The 24,190-nt window shown below is 64.1% G+C and carries 22 protein-coding genes; 9 read left to right on the top strand and 13 right to left on the bottom strand.

Annotation, left to right across the window (positions count from 1 at the left end; genetic code table 11):
• Positions 1-87 precede the first annotated feature (87 nt).
• Positions 88-1,185 (bottom strand): agmatine deiminase, encoded by a 1,098-nt coding sequence (aguA, locus tag KW824_RS17425; protein ID WP_218410485.1) that lies wholly within the window; start codon positions 1,183-1,185, stop codon positions 88-90.
• Positions 1,186-1,328: 143 nt separating this feature from the next.
• Between aguA and KW824_RS17420 the strand changes: the two genes are divergently transcribed.
• Together KW824_RS17420 and KW824_RS17415 are read left to right on the top strand one after the other, a co-directional pair.
• A complete protein-coding gene (locus KW824_RS17420) occupies positions 1,329-2,282 on the top strand; it encodes a LysR family transcriptional regulator (RefSeq protein ID WP_218410483.1) in 954 nt (317 codons plus the stop codon).
• 228 nt (positions 2,283-2,510) lie between these two features.
• Entirely contained in the window at positions 2,511-2,846 is a 336-nt protein-coding gene (locus KW824_RS17415) for an endonuclease domain-containing protein (RefSeq protein WP_182787661.1), read from the top strand.
• 169 nt (positions 2,847-3,015) lie between these two features.
• On the opposite strand, the gene KW824_RS17410 is transcribed toward KW824_RS17415, so the two are convergent.
• Both KW824_RS17410 and KW824_RS17405 read right to left on the bottom strand, forming a co-directional pair.
• Positions 3,016-4,428 (bottom strand): DUF2252 domain-containing protein, encoded by a 1,413-nt coding sequence (locus KW824_RS17410; protein ID WP_218410481.1) that lies wholly within the window; start codon positions 4,426-4,428, stop codon positions 3,016-3,018.
• A gap of 96 nt (positions 4,429-4,524) precedes the next feature.
• The gene (locus KW824_RS17405) at positions 4,525-5,097 is read right to left on the bottom strand and encodes a TetR/AcrR family transcriptional regulator (protein ID WP_218410479.1); all 573 of its coding nucleotides are present in this window, start codon (positions 5,095-5,097) and stop codon (positions 4,525-4,527) included.
• A gap of 168 nt (positions 5,098-5,265) precedes the next feature.
• Here KW824_RS17405 and KW824_RS17400 point away from each other — a divergent pair, with 168 nt between their 5' ends.
• From KW824_RS17400 to KW824_RS17390, 3 genes are all read left to right on the top strand, one after another.
• Positions 5,266-6,303, top strand: coding sequence for an alkene reductase (locus KW824_RS17400; RefSeq protein WP_218410477.1), 1,038 nt, complete (start codon positions 5,266-5,268; stop codon positions 6,301-6,303).
• Between the two features lie 272 nt (positions 6,304-6,575).
• Positions 6,576-7,502 (top strand): MarR family transcriptional regulator, encoded by a 927-nt coding sequence (locus tag KW824_RS17395; protein ID WP_218410475.1) that lies wholly within the window; start codon positions 6,576-6,578, stop codon positions 7,500-7,502.
• Entirely contained in the window at positions 7,499-7,960 is a 462-nt protein-coding gene (locus tag KW824_RS17390; RefSeq protein ID WP_043128379.1) for an acyltransferase, read from the top strand. Before KW824_RS17395 ends, KW824_RS17390 begins: the two co-directional genes overlap by 4 nt.
• Positions 7,961-8,034: 74 nt before the next feature.
• Here KW824_RS17390 and KW824_RS17385 read toward each other — a convergent pair whose 3' ends face one another.
• From KW824_RS17385 to KW824_RS17375, 3 genes are all read right to left on the bottom strand, one after another.
• Entirely contained in the window at positions 8,035-8,373 is a 339-nt protein-coding gene (locus tag KW824_RS17385; protein ID WP_218410473.1) for a nuclear transport factor 2 family protein, read from the bottom strand.
• A 170-nt stretch (positions 8,374-8,543) separates the two neighbouring features.
• Positions 8,544-10,133: a peptide chain release factor 3 gene (gene prfC, locus KW824_RS17380; RefSeq protein WP_218410516.1), complete on the bottom strand. Its 1,590-nt coding sequence runs from the start codon at positions 10,131-10,133 to the stop codon at positions 8,544-8,546.
• 251 nt (positions 10,134-10,384) lie between these two features.
• Positions 10,385-12,259, bottom strand: coding sequence for a GGDEF domain-containing protein (locus tag KW824_RS17375; protein WP_218410471.1), 1,875 nt, complete (start codon positions 12,257-12,259; stop codon positions 10,385-10,387).
• A gap of 188 nt (positions 12,260-12,447) precedes the next feature.
• Between KW824_RS17375 and KW824_RS17370 the strand changes: the two genes are divergently transcribed.
• Positions 12,448-13,452 (top strand): sensor domain-containing diguanylate cyclase, encoded by a 1,005-nt coding sequence (locus tag KW824_RS17370; protein WP_218410468.1) that lies wholly within the window; start codon positions 12,448-12,450, stop codon positions 13,450-13,452.
• Positions 13,453-13,476: 24 nt separating this feature from the next.
• Here the strand turns inward: KW824_RS17370 and viaA are convergent, their stop codons facing one another.
• Both viaA and KW824_RS17360 read right to left on the bottom strand, forming a co-directional pair.
• A complete protein-coding gene (gene viaA, locus KW824_RS17365) occupies positions 13,477-14,931 on the bottom strand; it encodes an ATPase RavA stimulator ViaA (protein WP_043128383.1) in 1,455 nt (484 codons plus the stop codon).
• Positions 14,932-15,019: 88 nt separating this feature from the next.
• On the bottom strand, positions 15,020-16,627 hold the full coding sequence (locus KW824_RS17360; protein ID WP_218410466.1) for an ATPase RavA domain-containing protein: 1,608 nt from the start codon (positions 16,625-16,627) through the stop codon (positions 15,020-15,022).
• Between the two features lie 223 nt (positions 16,628-16,850).
• On the opposite strand from KW824_RS17360, the gene KW824_RS17355 reads away from it, so the two are divergent.
• Both KW824_RS17355 and rimI read left to right on the top strand, forming a co-directional pair.
• Positions 16,851-17,285, top strand: a complete 435-nt coding sequence (locus tag KW824_RS17355; RefSeq protein WP_256351413.1) for a DNA polymerase III subunit psi — start codon at positions 16,851-16,853, stop codon at positions 17,283-17,285.
• A 98-nt stretch (positions 17,286-17,383) separates the two neighbouring features.
• Positions 17,384-17,833: a ribosomal protein S18-alanine N-acetyltransferase gene (gene rimI, locus KW824_RS17350; RefSeq protein ID WP_218410514.1), complete on the top strand. Its 450-nt coding sequence runs from the start codon at positions 17,384-17,386 to the stop codon at positions 17,831-17,833.
• Between the two features lie 94 nt (positions 17,834-17,927).
• Here rimI and KW824_RS17345 read toward each other — a convergent pair whose 3' ends face one another.
• Positions 17,928-18,470 carry a thioredoxin family protein gene (locus KW824_RS17345; protein WP_218410464.1) on the bottom strand — a complete coding sequence of 181 codons (543 nt, stop codon included), beginning with the start codon at positions 18,468-18,470 and terminating at the stop codon, positions 17,928-17,930.
• 180 nt (positions 18,471-18,650) lie between these two features.
• Between KW824_RS17345 and KW824_RS17340 the strand changes: the two genes are divergently transcribed.
• Positions 18,651-20,441, top strand: a complete 1,791-nt coding sequence (locus KW824_RS17340) for a long-chain fatty acid--CoA ligase (RefSeq protein WP_218410462.1) — start codon at positions 18,651-18,653, stop codon at positions 20,439-20,441.
• Between the two features lie 93 nt (positions 20,442-20,534).
• Here KW824_RS17340 and KW824_RS17335 read toward each other — a convergent pair whose 3' ends face one another.
• From KW824_RS17335 to KW824_RS17320, 4 genes are all read right to left on the bottom strand, one after another.
• A complete protein-coding gene (locus tag KW824_RS17335; RefSeq protein ID WP_218410460.1) occupies positions 20,535-21,749 on the bottom strand; it encodes an aldose 1-epimerase family protein in 1,215 nt (404 codons plus the stop codon).
• A 236-nt stretch (positions 21,750-21,985) separates the two neighbouring features.
• Positions 21,986-22,678, bottom strand: coding sequence for an aspartate/glutamate racemase family protein (locus KW824_RS17330; protein ID WP_043128389.1), 693 nt, complete (start codon positions 22,676-22,678; stop codon positions 21,986-21,988).
• 118 nt (positions 22,679-22,796) lie between these two features.
• Positions 22,797-23,387 (bottom strand): LysE family translocator, encoded by a 591-nt coding sequence (locus KW824_RS17325; protein ID WP_139439688.1) that lies wholly within the window; start codon positions 23,385-23,387, stop codon positions 22,797-22,799.
• A gap of 115 nt (positions 23,388-23,502) precedes the next feature.
• Positions 23,503-24,099, bottom strand: a complete 597-nt coding sequence (locus tag KW824_RS17320) for a LysE family translocator (RefSeq protein WP_218410458.1) — start codon at positions 24,097-24,099, stop codon at positions 23,503-23,505.
• Positions 24,100-24,190: the final 91 nt, after the last annotated feature.

The raw sequence follows: 24,190 nt of genomic DNA, 5'->3' as shown, positions 1-24,190 counted from the left end.
CGCCGCATCGGCGCCTGCCACCATCACATCATCAAGAGATAAAACCCCACGGCGTGGGGTTTTGAATGTCTACACTCTTCGACCAGCTTATTTGCCGGACGGGATCTGCTGGGTAATGCAGTGAATATTGCCACCGCCCAGCAGGATCTCGCGGGCCGGCACGCCGACCACGGTGTGATCCGGGAAGATCTCTTCCAGAATGCGCTGGGCTTCGCCGTCGGTGGCGGCATCCAGCAGCGGGTAGACGATGCGATCGTTGGTGATAAGGAAGTTCACGTAGGAACCTGCCAGACGACCTTCGGCTTCGCGCGGCACACCGCTGCCGCTCTCGACACCGGCAGACTCTTCCTCGGTGCAGAACAGCGGGCCCGGCTGGGGCAGCTTCCAGATTTTGAGCTTGCGCCCCTTGGCATCGACCGCCGCTTCCAGCACCTTGAGGGCGGCCAGGGAGCGCTCGTATTGGGGATCCTTCTCGTCGTCGGTCCAGTGCAGGGCCACTTCACCCGGGCGCACGAAGCAGCACATGTTGTCGATGTGACCGTCGGTCTCGTCCATGTAGACCCCTTCGTCCAGCCAGATAAAGCTGGTGACACCCAGATAGTCGCGCAGGTGCGCTTCGATCTGCGCTTTGCTCAGGTGCGGGTTGCGGTTTTCGTTGAGCAGGCACTCGGCGGTGGTCAGGCAGGTGCCTTCGCCATCCACGTGGATGGAGCCCCCTTCCAGAATGAGCGGCGCATCGTAGCGATCCATGCCGTGCTGCTCCAGCATCTGAGCCGCCACTTTCTCGTCCTGATCCCAAGGGTAGTAGAGACCGCCCTTGTGACCGCCCCAGGCGTTGAAGCCCCAATCCACGCCACGGCACTCGCCGGCGGCGTTGGTGACAACTGTCGGGCCTGTGTCGCGGGCCCAGCAGTCATCGCTGTTCATTTCGACCAGGGTGACGTGGGCGGGCATGATGGCGCGGGCCTGCTCCATAAACTCGGCCGGCACCCCCATAAAGACAGGGGTGGCTTGCCCGATGGCATCGGCCACCTTGGCGAAGGTGGCCTGCGCGAAGCGACCGGCGACGCGCCAGTTGTCCGGACGGAACGGCCAGATCATCCAGACGGCCTGCTGGTGCGCCCACTCGGCGGGCATGGTGAAGCCGTCGGCGGCCGGAATGGAGTTGATGGTCTTGATGCTCATCGCAAGGCTCCTTGCATGGATTGAGGCCCCCGATTTACCTGGGAACCCGAAAAATAACAGTGGGTCGCAGTGTAAGAAGTTGCGTGCCCATCCATCAAATGAATAGGATGGATTGTCCCATAAACACGGCGAATAATCCCCCCATGAAACTGCACCAGCTCGACCTCAATCTGCTGCTCGCCCTTGACGCCCTGATGACACAAGGGAGCGTGACCCGCGCCGCCGAGTCGCTCTTTATCAGCCAGCCCGCCATGAGCCATGCCCTCAATCGCCTGAGGGCCTTCTTTGACGATCCGCTGCTGGTGCGCACGCCTCAGGGGATGCTGCCGACGCCCCGGGCCCAGCGCCTGCATCTGGGGGTGCAGCAGGTGCTGCGATTGCTGGAGCAGCAGCTCAGCGAGGAGGAGCTGTTCGAACCGCACCAGTCGAAGCGTCGCTTCGTGCTCTGCACCACGGATTACGTGGAGTGCGTGCTGATCCCGCCCCTTATCCAGCGCCTCAAGCGGCTGGCGCCCGGGGTCACCATCGAGATCCGCATACTGCGCGACACATTGCCGGAGGCGGAGCTGGCGAGCGGCGAGATCGATCTGGTGCTGGGGTTTGACGAGTACATGCAGGTGCCGGGGTATCTGGGCAAGGAGACCTGGCTCACCGAGCCCCTGGCCGGGCTGGTGCGCGCCGATCTGCCGATTGCCAAATCGGCCCCCGCCGGGGCCGAGGATGATCCCTCCCAGTGGATGGAGCGCATCACCTTGCAGCAGCTTATCGCCATGCCCCACGTGTTCCACTCGCCGCTCGGCACCTCGGAGGCGAGCCTCGACCGCTATCTGAAGAGCCTGGGGTTTAGCCGCACCATCTCGGTCAACAGCCAGAGCTATATGTCCGCCGCCGCCATCGTTAGCCAGAGCGACCACCTCTTGGTACTGCCGAGCATGGTGGCCGAGCTGCTTGCCAACCACTGGCCGCTGAAAAGCCTGCCCCTGCCCGAAGACGTGCCGGATTACCATCTCAACTGCGTCTGGCACCCGGTCCATGCGCAGCAGCCGGCCTTGATCTGGTTGAAAGAGCTGATGAAGGAGTTGGTGAGCCCGAGTTAGTGCCCCCTCATCCCCAACCCTTCTCCCGCAAGGGGAGAAGGGAGTGGATACCTAGTCTGTGGAAAAATCTTGGCTCAACCTGCATGACCAACTCACAACACCCAACAAGCCCTCACCCTAGCCCTCTCCCTCTGGGAGAGGGCTAGGGTGAGGGCCGCTATGACCAGCGGGTGAGCGGACTGGCGGAGGGCTATACCTATTAGGTTCAAACAGCACCGCAGGTATGTGATGAAGACCCATCCTTTCGCCAAACACCTACGTACCGAAGCTACCTTGGCAGAGCAGAAGCTTTGGTTCCAGCTTCGCAATCGCCGGTTTGAGGGGCTCAAGTTCCGCCGCCAGTTCCCTATTGGGCCCTACATAGTGGACTTCATCTGTCTGGAACAGCGGCTGGTGATCGAGGTCGATGGCTCGCAACATAACCAGCCGGAAGGTCAGCAACAGGATGAGGTCAGAACGGCCTATCTCAATGGCGAAGGGTTTCGGGTGATCAGGGTGTGGAACAACGAGGTGCTAGGGCAGATGGATGGGGTGCTGGCGTTTATCAGATTGTCATTGCAGTGACTAGATTCCCCCCTCATCCCCAGCCCTTCTCCCGCAAGGGGAGAAGGGAGTGAATACCTGGTCTGTGGAAAAATCTTGGCTCAACCTGCATGACCAACTCACAACGCCCAACAAGCCTTCGATCGGTTCCCTCTCCCTCCGGGAGAGGGTCAGGGTGAGGGGAAGTCCCTCACCTCGCCTCTGAGGCGACCGGCAGCTCCCCGCGGGCGATGGCGGCCAGCAGCAGGGCATGATCTTCCCGGGTGCGCTGGCCATAGGCCACCGCAAAGTCGGCGATGGCCTCATCCATCACCTCCGACTTGCCGAGGTAGCCGGCGATCTGGGCCGCATCCCCCGACTTGGCATGGGCCAGCGCCAGGGCCCAGCCGCACAACTGGCAATACTCCACGAAGTGGCGGGGCTTGACCATGCCAGGGGTAATGTCGATGCCCCCCTTCATGTCCCGCAGTTGGCGCACATAGAAGTGACGGCCCCTGAGATCGCACCAGCCGAGGAAGATGTCCGGTGATCCCTGGATCATCCGCTGGCCCCGCACCACCCGCCGCCCCTGGTTGCCGCTGTCGTCTTCCGAGGTGAAATAGGGGGCCAGCACCGAGGGTTGCGCCTCTTTGACCTGCAGGAAGAGGGGGTCGTCATCGTCGGCGCCGGTCAGCAGGATCACCCAGCAGCGGGTGCCCACGCTGCCCACCCCCACCACCTTGCGCGCCACGTCCACGACCCGGTAGCGGCGCAGCAGTATGCGCCTGTCCTCCGGCAGAGAGGCGAGATAGGCCTCCAGCAGTTCGCCGAGCACCTCATAGACGGGCTCCCCGCCCTCGGTGTGGGTCTCGCGGATGACGAAGGGGTGGAGTTCGCGGATCCTGTGCTGATCGTCCACCAGATCCGTCATCTTGCCGAGCACCTGCAGGTGGTTGCGGCTGCGGGCCTTGGCGAAGGTGGCCTTGACGCGCTGATGGGCATCGACGGAGAAGGCATCGAGCACAGAGGCCTGTTCTATGTGATCGTACCAGACCCTCATAAAGCCCATCTTGCCGTATTCCCGCAGCTTGGTGCGGTAACCGGTCGCTATCATCCTGGCCGCCTCCCGCTGGCGGGCGGCGTCGGCACCCAGGTACTCGGCCGCCACCAGGGCGCTGGCGGCCAGACGCTTGAGATCCCACTCCCAGGGGCCGAGGTGGGTCTCATCGAAGTCGTTGATGGCCAGCACCAGGTTGCGCTCGGCGCTCGCGTAGAGGCCGATATTGGCGACATGCATGTCGCCACAGGCCTGGACCATGAGGCCGGAGTGGGGGGTGGCGACGAGATCCCCCGCCATGATGGCGGCCGCCCCGCGCAGGAAGGCGAAGGGGGACTCCTGCATCCTGGCATGGCGCACCGGCACCAGCTGCTTCAAGCGAGTGGTGGCCTGGGCCTTGAGCACGGCGATGGGGTCCCTGTCATACGCCGCGGGCGGCAGCCAGGAGTGAGCTTCGCGGGGAAACTGTTCCCGCAGGGCCTTGCCGGCGGCGAAGCGCTGCGCAATGGAGAGCCGTGGCGTGGTGAAGTGCGCCAGTATCGCCCGAGACGTTGCCTTTCTGGTCATTCCCTTTCCTCCTGCCGATATCCTCACCATGAAGATGGAAGAGGGGGCAGGCAGGGGCAAGCAGCGGGGACAAATATAGGCCCAGAGGGCCGGGATTCAGCGGCGAGGGGTCAGGGCCGCCATCAGCTGATCGACGACGCCCCCTAGCAGGGCGCGGTCTGGGTGGCACTGGGCGAAGGTCACCAGCCCCTGGATGTTGACCTGCAAGAAGGCGGTCAGGGTGGGAATGTCGCCCCCGGGGGCCAGCTCCCCCTGCTCGCTGGCCTGACGCAGCAGCTGCGCCAGGTCGCTTTCCAGCTCGCCATAGATGACCTTGAAGCGCAGGTGCAGCTCTTCGTCCTGCTCCGCCAGCTCCATCAGGGTGCGGGTCAGCAGGCAGGAGCCTTGCAGGGCATCGTCCACCAACTGGGTGAAGAAGGCCTTCAGCCCGGCCAACGGGCTCGGTTGATCGAAGCAGCGACGGCGCAGGGCGCCCTTCTCCTGCACATAGTGATCGACCGCCGCCAGCAGCAGGCCCCGCTTGTTGCCAAAGGCGGCATAGAGACTGCCCGGGTGCAACCCGGTCGCCGCCACCAGATCCTGCATGGTGGTCTTGGCATAGCCTCTGGCTCGAAACGCCTCCATGGCGCTTCGCAGGACAAGGTCCCGATCAAATTCGGCACTGCGCATGGGATCTCCGCTGGCAAGGGCCCGGCGTACCGGGGAACAGGGCGGCAAGTTTACCCCAGCAGGCAGGCAAGACCAATCCATGTTGAATGCTTGTTCAAAAAAGACTTGCGTACAAATCAAAAAACGTCTTGAATGCCCATTCAAGAATCACCCCCGAGGACGCTCTGCATGGATACCCTGTTTCAACCTTACCGCCTCAACGGCACCCTCACCCTCGCGAATCGCTTCATGATGGCCCCCCTCACCCGCTGCATGGCGGGCCCGGGACTGGTGCCGACCGCGCAGATGGCTGCCTACTATGGCCGCCGCGCCGACATCGGCCTCATCATCTCCGAAGCCACCATCATTCGCCCGGACGGCCAGGGCTATCCCAACACCCCAGGCATCTACAGCCCTGAACAGATCGCAGGCTGGAAACAGGTCACCGAGGCCGTGCACGCCAAGGGGGGCAAGATCTTCGCCCAGCTGTGGCACGTGGGTCGTCTCTCCCACCCCTTCTTCCATCACGCCGAAGTACTGGCACCGTCTGCGGTCGCCCATGAAGGCACAGTGCCGCGCATGCGCGAACTGGTGTATCAGGTGCCCCGCGCCCTGACCGAGAGCGACATTGCCCAGCTGGTCGAGGATTACGCCCAGGCCGCCGCCAATGCCATCGAGGCGGGCTTTGACGGGGTGGAGATCCACGGCGCCAACGGCTACCTCATCGATCAGTTCCTGCACCACTCCAGCAACCTGCGCACCGACCAGTACGGCGGCAGCCCGGAGAACATGAGCCGCTTCGCGCTGGAGGTGGTGGATGCCATCAACGCCCGCATCGGCAGCGAGCGGGTGGGCCTGCGTCTCTCCCCCGGTGCCTATGTGCACCTCGAAGGCGATGCGCGGGATCGCGCCGTGTTCGATTACCTGCTGGCCGAGCTGAACAAGCGTGCCCTGGCCTATGTGCACCTCGGCATCTTCGATGACAGCCTCACCTTCGACTACCTGGATGGCCGCGCCTCCGACTACCTGCGCGCCCACTACGACGGCCACCTGGTGGGAGTAGGCAACTACAGTGCCGAGACCGCCGCCGAGGCGATCCGCGCCGACCGCTTCGACCTCGTCGCCATCGGCCGCCCGCTTATCGCCAACCCTGACTATCTCGCCAAGGTGAAACAGGGCGACGCCCTGGTCCCCTATGCCGACACCATGCTGGCGGAATTGGTATAAACCGCGCCGCGCCCTGAGCCAGCGCCGTGGCCGGCACCATACTGGCCGAGCTGGTGTAAGCCGAGCCCGAGTCATACGCAGGCCGGGCCGCCTTTGCCCGGCAAGCTTGTTCCTGACCAAGGATGGGATCCGCGCACTGGCGCGGGTTTCCAATGTTTGGGCCCCTCTCCCGGGCCCTTTTTTGTGTCCGCCTTCTGGCTCATGAAATAGTTGTCATCAACAACCAGTTGGCTATATTGGTTGCAGGTAACAACTAGAAGGACACTCACAAGATGGATCCCCGCCCCCTGCGCGCCCTGTCACGGGAACTGGTACGCGAACTCGGCATGCTCTCCCAGCAGTGCGGCTCCCTGGCCCTCAGCCCCCTCGAGGCCCACCTGCTCATCGAGCTGGAGAATGGCCCCGCCACCAACCAGCAGCTCGCCGAGCAACTGCGCATCGACAAGTCCAACGCCAGCCGCCCCCTGGCCCGCCTCGCCGAGCGGGGGCTCATCGTCTGGCAGCCCCACCCCTCGGACGGACGCAGCAAGCAGGCGACCCTCACCGGACAGGGCAAGGCGCAGCTTGAGGAGCTGCACCGGCAGATGGATGAGGCCATGGCAGAGACCCTGGCCCAGCTCGCCCCCGAAGAGCGCGAGCGGCTCTGGGATGGCATGCGCCTCTATCGCAGCGCCCTCTCCCGCGCCCGCCGTCAGCAAGGCTATCGCATCAGGCCCATAGCGCCTGAGGACAATGCCGCCATCGCCGCCGTGGTGCGCGCCGTCTCCGCCGAATACGGCCTCACCGCCGACAAGGGCTACGGGGTGGCGGATCCCAATCTCGACTTCCTCCATGAGACCTATCAGGGCGAGCACAGCCGTTATTGGGTGATAGAGGGGCCGGACGGCGCCATTCTCGGCGGGGGCGGCATAGCCCCCCTGGCGGGGGAAGCCGGGACCTGCGAGCTGCAGAAGATGTACTTCCTGCCCGCCCTGCGCGGCCTGGGACTGGGGCGGCGGCTGGTGCTGCAGGCCCTGGCCGAGGCACGCACGCTCGGATACCTGCGCTGCTATCTGGAAACCACGGCCGATCTGCGCGAGGCCACCAGCCTCTACGAGTCGCTGGGCTTCGTGCACCTGCCGGGGCCCCTTGGCTGCACCGGCCACGACGCCTGCGAGATCTGCATGCTGCTGGCGCTCGACGGGAAGGAGGGCATATGAGTGAACTAACCCGACTCGCTGTCGGCATACGAGATGTCAGCTTCGGTGAAGGGGTGAAACTGGTTGAGCCTGTCAATCTCTACGGCTGTACCCTGGCTGACGATGTCTTTGTCGGCCCCTTCGTGGAGATACAGTCGAACGTCTCCATAGGGCGCGCAACCCGCATCCAGTCCCACAGCTTTATCTGTGAGCATGTGACCATAGGTGAGCGCTGTTTTATCGGTCACGGCGTCATGTTTGCCAATGACCTCTTTCAGAGCGGCACCCCCGACCCTGATCCCGCCAGTTGGGGCCACACCCACATCGGGGACGGGGTGTCCATCGGTTCAAACGCCACCATTTTGCCTGTACGGATCTGCCAGGGAGCCGTCATCGGTGCTGGCGCCGTGGTGACCCGGGACATCACTGTACCTGGCACCTATGCCGGCAACCCCGCCCGATTGCTGCGCGCTTTCTAGCTAGCAGCGCCGCCCACCCCCTCATCTCAGCTCGTGCAATCGGATGGGGCCGTATGGCAAATACAGTGTCGGGTTTAAGAGGGGAAATAGAACCAGGCGGTCTGGATAAGACCGTCCTTCACCTCGAACACCGCCACGCACTCGATGGGCTCAGGGGAGAGGCCATAAATCAGCTCGTGATCGAACACCTTGTTGCCGAGCAGGGTTCTGGAAAGCAGCTCGGCCCTCAAGGCCGGGTTGTTGAATCTGTGCTCGGCATAGAAGCTCCGAAGCGCCCCCTTGCCGACTGTGCTCGGGGTCTCGGTCGGCATGCGATAGCCTTTGAAACCCTCGGCGAAGCAGGCCAGGAAGGCGTCGAGGTCGTGGGCATTGTAGGCGGCAAACTGCGCCTCGACAGGCAGAGTGATGGACATATTTATCTCCAAGAATGAAATTTAAATCACTTATCCATTGTTTTTATTCACACATCAAGCCCCGAATGGGAATCCCCTCCCCCCCCCAAAAAAAACGCCCCATAACAAAAGACCCCGCCGAAGCGGGGTCTCTCTTGTCATCAGCCACCCGCAGGGCGCGGGCGGGGTGATCAGTGCTCGCGAGTCTGACGGAACTGGACGTCCGGGTGACGCTCCTGGGACAGGCGCAGGTTGACCATGGTCGGGGCGATATAGGTGAGGTTGTCACCGCCATCCAGCGCCAGGTTGACCTCGTTCTTGCGCTTGAACTCCTCGAACTTCTTGACGTCGGTCCCTTCCACCCAGCGGGCGGTGGAGACGTTGACCGCCTCGTAGATGGCCTCGACGTTGTACTCGCTCTTCAGGCGGGAGACCACCACATCGAACTGCAGCACACCGACCGCGCCGACGATGAGATCGTTGCTGATGAGCGGACGGAACACCTGCACGGCCCCCTCTTCGGAGAGCTGCACCAGCCCCTTGAGCAGCTGCTTCTGCTTGAGCGGGTCGCGCAGGCGGATGCGGCGGAACAGTTCGGGGGCGAAGTTCGGGATGCCGGTGAACTTGAGATCCTCACCCTGGGTGAAGGTGTCGCCGATCTGGATGGTGCCGTGGTTGTGCAGCCCTATGATGTCACCGGCGCACGCCTCGACGGCCTGCTCACGGTCACCGGCCATGAAGGTGACGGCGTCGGAGATGTTCACATCCTTGCCGATGCGCACGTGGCGCATCTTCATGCCCTTGGAGTAGGTGCCGGAGACGATGCGCATAAAGGCGATACGGTCGCGGTGCTTGGGATCCATGTTCGCCTGGATCTTGAACACGAAGCCGGAGAACTTCTCCTCGGTGGCCACCACTTCGCGGCTCTCGGCCTTGCGCGGCATGGGGGCCGGGGCCCAGTCGGTCAGGCCGTCCAGCATGTGGTCGACGCCGAAGTTACCCAGTGCGGTACCGAAGAAGACCGGGGTCATCTCGCCGGCGATGAAGGCCTCGTGATCGAACTCCGGAGAGGCGCCCTGCACCAGCTCCAGTTCGCCGCGCAGCTGGGCGGCCAGATCTTCACCGATGGCGGCGTCCAGTTCCGGGTTGCTCAGCCCCTTCACCACCCGTTTCTCCTGGATGGTGTGGCCCTGACCGGTCTGATACAGATAGGTCTCGTCCTTGTAGAGGTGGTAGACACCCTTGAAGGACTTGCCGCAGCCGATGGGCCAGGTGATGGGGGCGCACATGATCTTCAGCTCGCGCTCCACCTCGTCCATCACTTCCATGGGATCGCGCACTTCGCGGTCCAGCTTGTTCATGAAGGTGAGGATGGGGGTATCGCGCAGCCGGGTCACTTCCATCAGCTTGCGGGTCCGGTCTTCGACACCCTTGGCGGCATCGATGACCATCAGGCAGCAGTCGACTGCGGTGAGGGTACGGTAGGTATCTTCGGAGAAGTCCTCGTGACCCGGGGTGTCGAGCAGGTTGACCAGACAGTCCGCATAGGGGAACTGCATCACGGAGGTGGTGATGGAGATACCGCGCTGCTTCTCCATCTCCATCCAGTCGGATTTGGCGTGCTGGCCTGAGCCACGGCCCTTGACGGTACCGGCGCGCTGAATGGCCTGTCCGAACAGCAGGACTTTTTCGGTGATGGTGGTCTTACCCGCATCCGGGTGCGAGATGATCGCAAAAGTGCGTCTCTTGGAGACTTCACTCAGAAATTCAGCTGACATAATTCGACGTTCTTCTATTGAGCGGCGGCCTGGAGCCACCGTGGGAATAAATGCGGGACAGCACCTTGGGATCAGGGCTCCCATGCAGACAACGACGCCACGCAGCCGGGTCATGGAACCCGCAGGTGGAAAAAGGAGGAGCGCTGCGTTACATGGGCCTTCTCGCCTGAGTCAAAGCAAAATTGCGCGACATTATACCCGCGCGAGTGAAAAATACCCAGCCCGGCATGAGGGGGCTGAAGGGCGGTTCGGGATCAGGCCGCCTTCACCACCCGGTTGCGCCCCGCCAGCTTGGCGGCGTACATGGCCTCGTCGGCACGGCGGATCAGCTCCCCGAGATTGTCATCCTCAGTCCTGTACTCGGCACAGCCTATGCTGACGTGGATGGGGTGATCTTCAGGCACCCCCTCGATGACGAGGCGGGAGACGGCGAGCCGCACCCGCTCGGCCACCTCGGCCGCCTCCTCCAGATCGGTGTCGGGCAGCAGCACCAGAAACTCCTCGCCGCCGTTGCGCCCCACCCGATCCAGGCTGCGCACCTGCTCCTCGATGCACTGGGCCACGGCGGTCAGCACCCTATCCCCCACCTGATGGCCGAGCCGGTCGTTGACCCTCTTGAAGTGATCGATGTCCAGCAGCAGCACGCACAACGGCTTGCCGCTCGCGCGCGCCTGGGCGAACCATTTGCGCCCCTTGGCCTGGATCTGGCGCCGGTTGTGGATGCCCGTCAGCTCGTCCGTCATGGCGAGGCGCTGCATCTTGCGGGTACGGCCCCGCTGGTGGATCACCAGTATCCCCATGACCAGCAGCAGCAGGGCTACCACCAGATATTGCCAGTAGCGTCGCTCCTGCAACTGCTTGAACTTTTCGGCCTGCAACTGCTGCTGGGCTCTGAGGGTCTGGTTCTCCAGCTCCTTGCGCGCCAGATCGAACTCGAAGCGCATCTGCAGGGCCCGCTGTTCCCGCAGCCGCTGATCCAGTGCATGACGGGTCTGCACGAAGGCCTTGAGGCTGGTCAGGGCCTCCCCGACCCGTCCCTGACGCTCCAGCACCCGGGCGCGCACCTCGTGCACCCAGGCAAGGAAGCGCAGGTTCTGCTCCCGGGCAAAAATCGGCTCGGCCTCGTCCAGGTGTCGCAGCGCCTCGGCCGGTTTGCCCATGGCATCCTGCACGGTGGCCATGACGATGTGCCAATGGCCCAGAGTCACGCTGTCTGCCCCTTCCCCCCGATGCAGCAAGGTGGCGGCCTGTTCCAGTTTGGCCATGGCCTGCGCCGTCTTGCCCTGTTTGAGCAGGATGGTGGCCAGCTCTATCCTGCTCCAGGCCAGCACCCCGTCCTGCTGCTGCGCCTCATAGTAGCGCTCGGCCTCCACCATCAGCGGCAGCGCCTTGTCGTACTCTGCCGTGTCGATATAGAGCAGTCCCTGCTGGGTGTGGATATCCACCAGCCGCTCGACATCCCCCAGCGTCCGGTAGTCGTGCTCCAGCTCCTGGAAATAGCCCTCGGCCCGCTCGAAGAGCCCCATCCTGCGATAGGCATTGGCGATCCTGGCCAGCACCTCGCGCCCCTTGCTCTCCAGCCCCAGGGCCTCGTAACGGCGATGGGCATCGATAAGCTCCATCAGCCCCTCGGCCAGCTCCCCCTGGTAGGAGTACATCTCCCCCCGCAGGTTGAGGATGTCGGCCCGCTGCCGTTCATCCCCCAGCCTGCGCGCCAGGGTCAGGGCGGCGGCGTAGTCCAGCCTCGCCTCGTCCATGTTGCCGAGCAACTGCTGATGATAACCGCGGCAGGCGAGCAGGCCGCTCTCGGCGACCCTGTCCTTGCGGCCCCTCACCTCTGTCAGCGCCCGATCGGCAAACTGCACCGCGCGCAGGAACTCCTCGTCCCGCTCGCTCGGCTGGGCCCAGCACTGCAACCGGGCGATGCGTCCCTGCACCTCGGGTGGATAGGCATCGACATGGGCAACCAGGGCGGCGACACGGGCGCGATACGCCAGCAGGGGCGGTGCATCATCCTCCAGTTGCTGCAGCTCTTGGGACAACGCGGGCTCGGTCAGCCGGGGGGGCACCGCCAAGGCGGGTGTCACCCCCAGCCATAACAGCAGGCTAACGCCCATCAGGATCTTCATGCTGATTCAGTCTCCCCGTTCGATGGCCCGGACGCCGTGCCCATCGCCTCAATCATATCCCTGCTTGCCATGGGCGCACAGCCACGGCATTCATTGCCGTGTCAGCGCTCACTCCCGCTATCTCATTCTTTACAGAAGGAAAGTCTGCATCGACTATAAGCGAACTGATACAAGGGAAGGGATGATGAATGACCTACGAGGAGCTGCGGGAGGCTTACGACAGGTTGTTGCTGGAGAACGAGCGCCTCAAACGCATCGCGGATGACGCACGGGAGAAGCTGGATGCCGCCATGGACGGCACCGGCCTGTGCATCTGGCAGAACCATGTGCCCACCGGCAAGCTCATCATCTTCAACCGGCGCTGGGGATCCATGCTCGGCTATCAGCCCAAGGAGCTGTCGGCCCACTTCGACACCTGGCGTGAACACCTGCACCCGGAAGACAGGGAGCGGGTGCTGCAGGCCTTCTTCGACCATCTGGAGGGCAAGAGCCCCTTCTATCAGGTGATGCACCGGATGATCGCCAAGGATGGCAAGACCACCTGGGTGCTGGACAGGGGTCGGGTGGTGGAGCGGGATGAGCAGGGCAACCCGCTGCGGGTGATGGGCACCCACATCGACATCACCCACGAGAAGGAGTACGAGCAGCAGCTGGCCCAGCTGGCACACCGGGATCCCCTCACCGGCCTGCTCAATCGCACCGCCCTGCACCGCCAGTTCCCCGGAGAATGCAGGGCCATCTGCTTCATCGATCTCGATGACTTCAAGCAGGTGAACGACAACCTGGGCCACCGCGCCGGCGACGAGCTGCTGGTGGCCCTCAGCCAGCGGCTGCGCCACTGCTGCGGCGAGGAGGTCAGACTGGGTCGGCTCGGGGGGGATGAGTTCGTGCTCTTGCTGCCCTGGCCGAGCGAGGATCCCCGCACCAGCCACCTGGCCCGTCAATGCATCGATGCCATCGCCACTCCGTTCGAGCTGCCCAATGGGGAGGCGGCCGTGGGCCTGAGCATGGGGATAGCCGCCATTCGGCCCCAGGATGATTTCAGCACGGCGCTGGCCCGGGCCGATCAGGCCATGTACCGGGTCAAACGTAGCGGCAAGCGGGGATTTCATATCGCCCAGCCGAGCGGCCAGCCGCTGCTGGATCAGGATCAGGTCAACGAACGGGGTCTCTATCACAGGACCGGCATCTGACACCGGAGCGGCGCCAGCCCGTCCCTAGCTGCGTTGCCAGCGCCTGAGCAGGCGGCCACGCAGACCGCAGTCCAGCAGCCAGCTGTTGTCGAACACCCGCAGGATCGCCGATTTTGCGTGTCTGGACATGGCGACGGCGTGGAAGCGGGTCTGCTGCGCTCGCCGCCGGTTCATCCGATCGAGCAGGGCATGGGGCAGACTCTGGGCGATGAAGTCGGAGATCACCAGCACGTCGGCCCTGGCAAAATCCGGTTGCTCCAGCTGTACCAGCGCCTGCTCGAGGCAGGGCACCAGATCGGTGCCGCCGTGGAAACTCATGGAGAGGAAGCGTTCCGCCTTGTCCAGCCCGGTGTCGGCGGTGATCTCGAGCGTCGCCACCTCGGTGGAAAATAACATTAGATAGCAGCCCCGTTTCTCGTCCATCGCCACCTTGAGCAGCGCGAGGAACAGTGCCTTGGCGCACTCCTCCGGATAGCCCCCCATGGAGCCCGAGGTATCGACGCAGACGATGAAGGGCCCCCGCGGCTGCACCTCCTGCCCGCCCTGCTCCGGGGAGCGCTGCATCAGGCGCTGGCGCGGCAATGTGCCCCGCGACTGATAACTCAGCAGGCGCCGCTCCAGATAGCGGCGATAGAACTCCAGTTCCAGCTCCGGCAGGGCCAGCATCACGGCCTCGCTCGGCAAGAGGCGCATCAGATCGCTGGCCGGGTGCACCCCCACCAGATCGTCAGGTACGTCGTCAGTCTGCACCTCTTCCAGCTCATGCATGGGCACAGGGGGCAGCGTCCGGGCGTCGGTCCGCCGATCCCGCTCGCTGCGCCCCAGCAGGGCCGCGATCTCCCCCAGCAGGGGTTCGCGCTGCAACATGCGGGCATATTGTTGCACCAGCACCAGGCTGCGTTTGTGCCAGCTGCCCTGGGCCAGATCCCAGAGTCCCCCGGCGGAGATCTGGTGCGGATCCAGAGCATCGGCCAGGGTCCGGTTCGCCAGCAGCTGATCCTCTATCTCCTGGCGCTGCTTCTCCCGCTCCGCTTCGGCGATCTGCTGCTGCAACTGCAGCAGGCTGCCCACCAGGCTGGCCCGCCACTTCTCCACAAACAGCTGACGCAGCCCCTCGGTCGGCTGCACCATGATCTGGCGCACCAGGCTGCGGGCATCCCCGGCGAAGGGGCTGTGCTGCTCCAGCGCCTCCAGCAGGGCCGGCAGCCGCCCCACCAGCTCGGGCAGGGACAGCAATCTGTGGGCCTGATAGAGCAGGTACTCCTGCTCCAGCGCCACCGGCACCGGCTTGTGGCGCATCTCCTCGCCGAGCTGCTCGCTCCAGGTCTGGATGCGTTTTTTCAACAGCTTGCCCTGCAGCGGGGAGCGTTTAAGGAATTCGGAGATCTTGGGGGTGGACGCCAGCAGCAGCGCCATCTCCCCCGCCAGCTCCCCCTCACCGATGAGCAGCCCCAGATCCATCATGCCGATCTCTAGCATGGACACTCCCCATGCAAGGGACGCATGGCGACATCCTGCGGGTATGACAGGCGGCTCATCTCATGGGCCAGCATCAGTCCGGAGCGCATCAGGCATCGAGCCTGGGCAGGCGATCCCGCCACTGCCGCAGCTCCTCGCCCAGCCGTTCCAGGTCCCGGTTCAGCACGAAGAAGCTGTCCTCCACCTGGCGCAGCCAGTGCTCCCCGACAAACAGGTGGGGCTGGTGACGATCGAACAGGCTGCGCTGCCCCTTGAGGCTCTGCTGCACCCGGACAACCTGGCTCGCCAGCTCACCCAGCTCGGTCTGCCAGGGGGCCGTCACCACCTCGGGGATGGGAGTTCGCTCCACCAGCACCAGGGGCACGGGCTGACGCTGGACATCCAGCACCTGCAGCCGCAACTGCTCGTCCAGCACCAGCTCGTAGTGTCCCTCCTTGGGGTTGCCAAGGGGCCAGCCCACCAGCGCCTCCCCGGTGGGGTGCCAGTGGGAGAGCAGGGTGCGATCAAAGGTGAGGGTCTCGGTCAGGCGCTCGGGATCCCCGCCATCCAGGGGCGCCGGGGTGAGCAGGTGGAAGTGCACCTGCTTGCCGAAGGGTTTGGCGTTGGCCAGCGGCAACTCGGTGCCGCGGGCGCGGCGACCGAACCACTGCTTGCGCTTGACCGCCTTGCAGCCGAGGCGCTGGGCGACGGCCCCCTTGAGCTGCTTGAATCGCTCGCGCAGGGCCAGCAGCTCACGGGTCAGCACCAGTTGCTGGTAACCGTAGAGGCGGGAGAACTCGCCGATCATCTCCAGCAAGGCGGTGCGGGAGGCCTCGTCGTGCCAGAGGCAATCCTTGAACAGCAGCAGATCCAGCGGGGCGACCTCGTCGCGACCGTTGAAGAATGCGCTCGCCTTGATGAGCCTGACCGCCTTCTTCCAGCGCCGATCCGACACATAGCAGCCGTGACCGAGCTGGCTGTCGAGCTGCTGGCGCAGCTGGTAGATGAGCTCGAAACAGGCGTCGGGCAGGTGCACCTGCTCGATCTGCGCCTGCCAGGCCTCGTACTCCTCCCCCCGGATCTGCACCGAGGGCGTCAGGTTCTGGTGGGATTGGCCATTGCTCGCCAGCATGGCCTGGAAGTTGGATTTCTCCTGCACCCTGTCCATCCAGATCCGCACCAGCATGCGATCGTAGAGCGCCTCCAACCCGCTGTCCGGGGCGGGCAGCTCGTTCGATGCGGTCACCAGCAGCCGCATGGGAATGGGATGCTGGCTGTCGCCGTTGCGGAACTGCCGCTCGTTGATGGCGGTGAGCAGGGTGTTGAGGATGGCCGGGCCCGCCTTCCAGATCTCGTCGAGAAACACCACCTCGGCCTCCGGCAGGTAGCCGTGAGTCAGCCTCAGGTACTTGCCATCCTCCTTGAGCGCCTGGATCGAGAGGGGGCCGAACACCTCCTCCGGCGTGCTGAAGCGGGTCATCAGGTATTCGAAGTGGCGGGCATCGTGAAAGGCGAGCTTGAGGCGCCGCGCGATCAGGCTCTTGGCGATGCCCGGGGGGCCCAGCAGGAAGACGCTCTCGCCACTCAAGGCCGCCAGCAGGCCGAGCCGCAGGGCGTCCTGGCGCTCATACAGCCCCTCCCCGAGGGCGGCCAGCAGCCGTGGCAGGCGCTCATGGATGGGGGTGGCACGAACAGTATTCTGGGCTAAAGGCGGCATAGGCACAGTTCCGAAGCTGGTATGGTCATAGTGTCCACGGGGTCCGGCCTCTGGCCCCGCCTCACTGTCATGGTCTGTTGAATCTGGTCATCCCGCGGTCGGGGTCGGGATCGCACGGCCCCGGCGGGACAATCCCGGCACGCAAGGGGGTGCAGCAAAACCTGCGAGAGTGTACTCTGCGCATCAGAATTTACCCCAACGCAGATCAAGAGTGAGCCTTCGCATGCAAGATCCCCTGCTGGACCCACTGCGTCAGCGCATCCTGGCCCGGATGGGCATCCCCCTCTGGCAACTGAGAGCCAGGGGCCTGCCAGACCAACCGGCAGACGCTGCGGCAACCCGGCACCCGCAGGTGACCCCGGCGGCAGCGGATGCGGCGACCCCACGCCAGCCGGTGGCAATGCCGACCGGCAAGCTCTGGCTGCAGGCCGAGGCGCTGCCCGCGCCCTCCTTGCTCGGGGATATCTGCCAGTGGCTCGGCATAGGCACGGACGAGGTCTCCTTGCTCGGCGAGCTGCCCGAGGGGGTGACGCCCCCCCTGCTCTGGCTGACGGCGCCGGATCCGCGCTGGCCCCATGCCCTGGTCTGCCCGCTCAAGCCAGGCGCTGCGCACAAGCGCGCCCTCTGGCAGCAGTGCCGGCAGCGCCAGCCCGGTTGAACCGGCCAGCCGCCAAGATCCTTGAAGCCACGACCATGGCATGACCATGCCGTCCGTCGCAAGTCCGAATCCCGTCCGGAGTAACCATGTCTGACCTCTTGCCCAGCTTTCGTCCCCTGCTCGAATCCGATTTCGATGCCATCTATCCCATAGAGCGGGCCTCCCACCAGGAGCCCTGGAGTCAGGCCAACCTGCTCTCCTGCTTCGGGCCGCGCTATCTCAACGGCCTGATGCTGGTGGAGGGCCGTCCCGCCGGTTTCTATATCTCGGATCTGGTGGCGGGAGACAGCTCGCTGATGAACATCTGCGTGCACCCCGAGTTTCAGGGCAAGGGGCTGGGCCGGGCGCTGCTCAAGGAATATCTGGCCCGCAGCAAGGCGAAGGGGGCCGAGGCCTGGTTTCTGGAGGTGCGGGCGGGCAACCGCACCGCCATCGGCCTCTACGAGAGCGAGGGGTTTGCCGAGTATTGCCGCCGCGCCGACTACTACGGCACCGGGCAGGATCGGGAAGACGCCGTGCTGATGTCCCGCCTGTTCGACTTCGGCTGATCCCCCGGCTTGGGCCGGGAGGCCATCCACAACGGACAAGGGGGCATGCCGCCCCCTTATCGTGTCTACCCTCATCCCGCACCCCAGTCGCCCCTCAGGGCAGGGGGGCATTGTCGATGGAAGGATCCTCCAGGCTGAGGGTGACCCTCAGCACCGCCTCGAAGGCAGCCCCCGAGAGCGGCATGAAGAAGCCGCGGCCATAGGTGACGCCAGGCATCCAGATCTGCTGGATATCCACCGCCACCTTGATGGGCCTAAGCGGCTCTCCCGGTCGCTGCACATAGATGCCGGGCGCGGTCGCCACCTGCGGGAAGCGCCGCAGTATGTGCTCGCTGCCATCCCCCGCATCCGGGTTGAGCCGTACCTTGGCCAGCCCCGCCAGGGCGGATTGCATCTCGGGAGCGCGCCACAGCTCGTTATTGAGCGCCTTGCAGCGTCGGCATTTGGCGCGCTCTATCACGTAGAGCAAGGGGTATCCTTCCCTCAGCGCCAGCCGCTGCGCCTGCTCATAGCCCTCGGCCCCGCTCAGCCAGGGGTTGTCCTGATCCCCTGATCCGCCAAGGACAAACCAGAGTGCACCGGCTCCCGCCAGCAGCAACAACATGCCCGTCAACAGACTCTTGACCCCGATCCCCATGGCGCTACTCCCTGAATGAATCCGACCCTTGTCCTTATCATGCCTGACTCTCCCCGAGTTGACGACTTTGTGATCCAGGACAAATGGCGCACACTTGTAAGCTGTAATGTTAGAGTTTAAACTCCAGCCCCGATTTTAGTGCCCCTGCGGGCGCACAACTGTTACTTGAGGATGATTTAGATGTCGCAGCTTCATCTGGTTAGAGTGATGCGTGAGCGTATTGCCCGCCTTGGCAACAAGGCCGCCCTGCGCGTCCAGCAGGATGGCCAATGGCGCGCCATCGGCTGGCGCACCCTGGGCCAGGCCATGGACTACTGCGCCCAGGCGCTGATCCGCGCCGGCCACCAGCCCACCGAGATGGTCGGCCTCTATGCCCGCAACATGCCGGAGTGGACCCAGGCCGATCTCGGCATCCTCGCCGCCCGTGGCGTCAGCGTGCCCATCTACCCCACCAGCACGCTCGAACAGCTGCGCTACATCGTAAAGGACGCCGGCATCAAGCTGCTGTTCGTGGGGGAGCAGCCCCAGTTCGATCAGGCGCTCCTGCTGCTCAAGAGTGGCGAGATCAACCAGATAGTCACCCTGGACGGCACCGTCGATCTGCGCGGCTGCGAGCAGGCTAGCCACTTCCAGACCTTCCTGGTCTCCGGCAACCATCAGCCCAGCGAGCAGGCGCTGAGGGAGCGCGAGCAGCACTACCGCATGGATGATCTGCTGACCCTGATCTACACCTCGGGCACCACGGGTGAACCCAAGGGAGTCATGCTCGACTTCAACAACATCGCCGCCTGTTTCGAGATGCACGACCGCCGCCTGGATCTTGGCGAGCAGGACGTGTCCCTCTGCATGCTGCCGCTCAGCCACGTGTTCGAGCGCGCCTGGAGCTACTACGTGCTCTATTGCGGCGCCGAGAACGTCTATATCCGCGATCCGCAGAAGGTGATGGAAGTGATTGGCGAGGTGCAGCCGACCGTGATGTGCGCCGTACCACGTCTCTACGAGAAGGCCTACGCCATGATCCAGGCCAAAGTTGCCCAGGCACCGCGCCTGCGCCGCGCCTTGTTCGGCTGGGCCACCGGGGTCGGCAAGCGGATGGTCGCCACCCGCCAGGCCGGCAAGTCCGCCTCCCCCCTGCTTTACCTGCAGCTGGCTCTGGCCGAGCGGCTGGTGTTTCGCAAGCTGCGTGCCCGCTTCGGCGGCCGCACCCGCTTCCTGCCGGTGGCAGGCGCTCGCCTCGCGGACGACGTCAACCTCTTCTTCCAGGCCATGGGGCTCAACCTCAAATACGGCTACGGCATGACAGAGACCACGGCCACCGTCTGCTGCTACGAGGACAGTCAGTTCAAGCTAGGCTCCATCGGCACCGTCATGGACGGCATAGAGGTCAAACTCGGCGAGAACAACGAGCTGCTGGTGCGCTCACCGACAGTGATGCGCGGCTACTACAACAAGCCGGACGCTACCGCCGAGGTGATGACGGCGGATGGCTTCCTGCGTACCGGCGATGCCGGCGAGCTCGACGACCAGGGCAACATCTACTTCACCGAGCGCCTCAAGGAGCTGATGAAGACCTCCAACGGCAAGTACGTGGCGCCGCAACTGGTAGAGGGGACCCTGGGCAAGGATCGCTTCATCGAGCAGATCGCCATCGTCGCCGATGCCCGCCACTTCGTCTCGGCGCTGATCGTCCCCTGCTTCGAGTCCCTGGAGGAGTATGCCCGCTCCATCAACCTGCAGTACCAGTGCAAGACCGAGCTGCTGCGCCACTCCAAGGTGGTGGAGTTCTTCGAGGCACGGATTGCTGACTTGCAAAAAGAGCTGGCCAAGTTCGAGCAGGTGAAGAAGTTCACCCTGCTGCCGAGCGCCTTCTCCATGGAGCTCGGGGAGATCACCCCCACCATGAAGCTGCGCCGCAAGATCATCGAATCCAAGTACCAGAGCGAGATCGAGGCCATGTATAGCCATGTCTGAGCACAGCCATGTCTGAGTCCAGCCACGGCTGATCCCTCATCTGGCATGAAGAAAAGCCGCTCATGGAGCGGCTTTTTGCTGTCTGCCTGCCACTCAGGGCAGCTTGACCAGGGGTTGCTCGCGCAGCTCGGTGGGACGGCCGGCCTGGATCTTGTCCACCTGGGCCAGGGCCTGCTTCACCTCCTCCCCATTGCGCAGCAGGCGATAGGTCAGGTCGAAGGTCTTGGTTTCCCCCGGCTGGATCTTGGGTACCAGCCCCAGCGGGCGCTGGTACTTGGTGCTGTAGGCATAGCTGGTACCGGGCTCTATGCCGGTCACATAGCCCTGGGCCCGGGTGTCTGTGTTCTTCCAGAGTGTCAGCACAGGTAACTGTTTGGTGTTGTAACCCACCGCCACCCCGGCACTGCCCGCTTTGTTGTTCAGCACCGCCAGGGTATTGCCCTCGGCATCGCTGTAGGGCACCAGGTTGAACACCATCTCGTCGAAGCCCTTGGTGGGCCCCAGATAGGTTTGCCAGCCCTTGAGTCCCGCCTTGGCGTAGTCGTTGAACGGAGAGATCTGCTTCACCGGCGTGCTGACATGTGCCCCCTCCTCCAGGATCGGCGCCCCGAAGTTGCCGTGATAGATGATCTGGTACTCGTTTTCGTAGTCCGCGTGGTTGGTCAGCTTGTCCTGCAGGGCAAATTCCGCCTGACCGGGTACCACGCTCAGCTGGGTCCAGGTGACCAGCTCGCTCATCTTGAAGGTGCGCTCGTCCACCCGGCCCCGCACGTGGATGGCGTAGGGCGGCTCCTCGTCCACTGTCACGCTGACCACGGACGCCGGTATGTTCTGCACCCGGCCGTGCAGGCTCTTGAGGCGGCCGTCGTCATCCACCCCGGGGTGACCGGTCCACTCGTAGCCGCAGCGTACCAGCATCTCGTTGAAGCCATCGAGCCAGCCCAGACCGGCGCGACTCTCCAGATCGATGAAGGCCGGGTTGACCACCTCCTTGACCGGGGAATCCCAACCCAGGCGCAGATCGGCCCCCTTGACCTCCTTGATCCCCATGCCACGGGTCGGCACCAGGGTGATCTTCATCACCCCGTTGTCGACGATGAGCAGATCCACCCCCTCCTGACGCCCGCCGTGCAAGCGTTTCTTCTCGACGGAGAAGGGTACCGGGCTCTTGATCCCCAGCTTGTCGCTGGTGATCTTCCAGTCCCCCACATCCAGTCCCTGCTGGGCGTCGGTCAGCAAGAATTCGGCGGCCTGGCCAGAACTCGCGCCCAGGGCGAGCAGCACGGCAATGGAGAGTTTCTTCAACATGGCTTTATCCTCGTGTCTCTTGTTTTTGGTGAAAGCTGAATCGTTTCAGTGATCGAAACCTAGGCGTCCGACGCGTCGGACTCAAGGGACAAAAGGAGGAAATGTGAGCCGTTTGACAATAAAAGCGTCAATCGGCTTGCTGAAGTGCAGGCTGACTCACAGTCAGGATCGGGGAGGATGACGGCAAGAGGAGGGGAGACGCCGCAGCGCCTCCACGGATTCTGTCTCTCTCTGCCCTACTCCAGCGCCCACGCCACGGCGGCGTCGGCATGAATGGCGGTAGTGTCGTAGAGCGGCACGGCGGCCTGGCACTCCCCCACCAGCAGGGCGATTTCGGTGCAGCCCAGGATCACGGCCTGAGCCCCGGCCTGGGCCAGCCCGGCGATGATGGCCAGGTATTCGGCCCGCGACGGCTCATGGATCTGCCCCAGACAGAGCTCGTCATAAATGATGCGATGCACCCGCTCCCGTTGCTCCTCTGCGGGCACCAGCACCTCCAGCCCGAATTGCGCCTCCAGCCGTCCCTTGTAGAAATCCTGCTCCATGGTGAAACGGGTACCGAGCAAGCCGACCCGGGTCACCCCGTCGGCCTGCAGGCGGCGGGCGGTGGCATCGGCGATGTGCAGCAGCGGGATCTCGATGGCGGCTTCAATTTCGGGGGCCACCTTGTGCATGGTGTTGGTGCCTATCATCAGGAAATCGGCGCCACCGGCCTGGAGTGCGCGGGCCTCGGCCGCCAGCAGACGGGCGGTAGCGGGCCAGTCACCGGCATGTTGCAACCGCTCTATCTCGGCGAAATCGACGCTATTGAGTAGCACCCGCGCCGAGTGCAGACCGCCGAGCCGCGCCCGCACACCCCGGTTGAGCGCCTGGTAGTAGCTGACGGTGGACTCCCAGCTCATGCCACCCAGCAGACCGATACATTTCATGAAACCTCCTTGCCACCACGCTGGCACTGAACGGCGCAAGCGTCATGCCACGCCGCCGGGGAAACAAAAAAGGCCCCGAAGGGCCAACAAGACAGCCGGTAAAGGCTCAGGCCAAGGCCTAAACCCAGATCATCAGCACGCAGGCCGCCGTGGCGATCCCCATGCCGAGGTTAAAACGACGCCAGCCTCTGGCGGTACGGATGAGGCGGCGCACCTGGGCACCGAACAGCACCCAGAAGGCCCCCGTGTAGAGGCCGGTCACGAAGAAGATGCCGAGCACCCAGCCGGCGGACGGCCAGTAAGCCTCCCCCGCCAGGGTGAAGCCGCTGATGGCGGAGAGCGCCATCATCCAGGCCTTGGGGTTGAGCAACTGCAGCATGGCCCCCTGATGGGCCGGGATGAGCGGTCGGCTGCCGTCCGCCGGGCCGCTGGCATTGGCCACCTTCCAGGCCAGCCAGAGCAGGTAGGCAGAGCCCACCAGCTTGAGGCCGTCGTGCAGCAGCGGCACCTTCTCGAACATCACCCCCAGCCCCAGGGCCGTGGCCAGGATCATCAGGTTGATGCCCCCCACCACCCCCACCAGCAGGGGAATGGAGCGGCGAAATCCCTGAGCGGCCCCGGCGCTGGTGAGCAGCATGTTGTTGGGGCCGGGGGTGCCACAGGTGATCAGGGCAAAGCCCGCCAGGGGGAACAACCAGTTCAGATCCATCTCAATCTCATCCTTTAGTGCGGCAAGAGCGCGGCAAGCCTCCTAATATGCAGAGCCTCAGCCCTGACGACAAGGTCGGCAATGCATTTTCTTTGCATGAATAATCAGGCAACCATTAATACCAGAGCATCACCACGCACAGGGCGGTGAGGGCCCCCAGGCTGCCATTGAGACGGCGCCAGCCCTTGTCCGAGTTGATCCAGCGGCTGAGCTGATGACCGAACAGCACCCAGGCAAAGCAGACCGGCAGCCCCGCCATGGGGAAGACCGACATGATGCCCCACAGACTCGGCCAGTAGTCGCTCCCCGGCAGGCTGAACAGACTGATGGCGGAGATGCCCATCATCCAGGCCTTGGGATTGAGGAACTGAAAGCCCAGCCCCTCCAGCAGGGTCAGCGGGCGGGCACGACTTGCCGGGTCGCCGGGGGCACCGGCCACCGCGATGCGCCAGGCCAGCCACAGCAGATAGAGGCTGCCCAGCACCTGCAGGCTCACCTTGAGCAGAGGCCAGCGTTCGAACAGCGGATAGAAACCGAGCGCCAACACCAGTTGCAATACCGGCTGGCCGACCGCGACCCCGATCAGGTGGGGCAGAGTACGGCGTACCCCGAAGTTGGCGCCAGATGCCGTCAGCATCAGATTGTTGGGCCCCGGGGTGCCGCAGGTGAGCAGGGCGAAGCCAAACAGGGTGGCGTACCATTCAATGGTCATGAGGTGACTCCTTTCTTGCCACATTGTATCGATACAATGTGAGCTATCGGGTTGTGAACAGGTTGGATATCACGCTATATTGGGGACAATA

Source organism: Aeromonas sp. sif0611, from assembly GCF_019218845.1.
Lineage (GTDB): Bacteria > Pseudomonadota > Gammaproteobacteria > Enterobacterales > Aeromonadaceae > Aeromonas > Aeromonas media.
The sequence above is the reverse complement of the archived record's forward strand: the minus strand, read 5'-3'. Positions and strand labels throughout refer to the sequence as shown.

Bases quoted from the DNA above. Each gene is read 5' to 3' on its own strand.
- aguA (WP_218410485.1), bottom strand. From the start codon at position 1,185: ATGAGCATCAAGACCATCAACTCCATTCCGGCCGCCGACGGCTTCACC.
- KW824_RS17420 (WP_218410483.1), top strand. From the start codon at position 1,329: ATGAAACTGCACCAGCTCGACCTCAATCTGCTGCTCGCCCTTGACGCC.
- KW824_RS17415 (WP_182787661.1), top strand. From the start codon at position 2,511: ATGAAGACCCATCCTTTCGCCAAACACCTACGTACCGAAGCTACCTTG.
- KW824_RS17410 (WP_218410481.1), bottom strand. From the start codon at position 4,428: ATGACCAGAAAGGCAACGTCTCGGGCGATACTGGCGCACTTCACCACG.
- KW824_RS17405 (WP_218410479.1), bottom strand. From the start codon at position 5,097: ATGCGCAGTGCCGAATTTGATCGGGACCTTGTCCTGCGAAGCGCCATG.
- KW824_RS17400 (WP_218410477.1), top strand. From the start codon at position 5,266: ATGGATACCCTGTTTCAACCTTACCGCCTCAACGGCACCCTCACCCTC.
- KW824_RS17395 (WP_218410475.1), top strand. From the start codon at position 6,576: ATGGATCCCCGCCCCCTGCGCGCCCTGTCACGGGAACTGGTACGCGAA.
- KW824_RS17390 (WP_043128379.1), top strand. From the start codon at position 7,499: ATGAGTGAACTAACCCGACTCGCTGTCGGCATACGAGATGTCAGCTTC.
- KW824_RS17385 (WP_218410473.1), bottom strand. From the start codon at position 8,373: ATGTCCATCACTCTGCCTGTCGAGGCGCAGTTTGCCGCCTACAATGCC.
- KW824_RS17375 (WP_218410471.1), bottom strand. From the start codon at position 12,259: ATGAAGATCCTGATGGGCGTTAGCCTGCTGTTATGGCTGGGGGTGACA.
- KW824_RS17370 (WP_218410468.1), top strand. From the start codon at position 12,448: ATGACCTACGAGGAGCTGCGGGAGGCTTACGACAGGTTGTTGCTGGAG.
- viaA (WP_043128383.1), bottom strand. From the start codon at position 14,931: ATGCTAGAGATCGGCATGATGGATCTGGGGCTGCTCATCGGTGAGGGG.
- KW824_RS17360 (WP_218410466.1), bottom strand. From the start codon at position 16,627: ATGCCGCCTTTAGCCCAGAATACTGTTCGTGCCACCCCCATCCATGAG.
- KW824_RS17355 (WP_256351413.1), top strand. From the start codon at position 16,851: ATGCAAGATCCCCTGCTGGACCCACTGCGTCAGCGCATCCTGGCCCGG.
- KW824_RS17345 (WP_218410464.1), bottom strand. From the start codon at position 18,470: ATGGGGATCGGGGTCAAGAGTCTGTTGACGGGCATGTTGTTGCTGCTG.
- KW824_RS17340 (WP_218410462.1), top strand. From the start codon at position 18,651: ATGTCGCAGCTTCATCTGGTTAGAGTGATGCGTGAGCGTATTGCCCGC.
- KW824_RS17335 (WP_218410460.1), bottom strand. From the start codon at position 21,749: ATGTTGAAGAAACTCTCCATTGCCGTGCTGCTCGCCCTGGGCGCGAGT.
- KW824_RS17330 (WP_043128389.1), bottom strand. From the start codon at position 22,678: ATGAAATGTATCGGTCTGCTGGGTGGCATGAGCTGGGAGTCCACCGTC.
- KW824_RS17325 (WP_139439688.1), bottom strand. From the start codon at position 23,387: ATGGATCTGAACTGGTTGTTCCCCCTGGCGGGCTTTGCCCTGATCACC.
- KW824_RS17320 (WP_218410458.1), bottom strand. From the start codon at position 24,099: ATGACCATTGAATGGTACGCCACCCTGTTTGGCTTCGCCCTGCTCACC.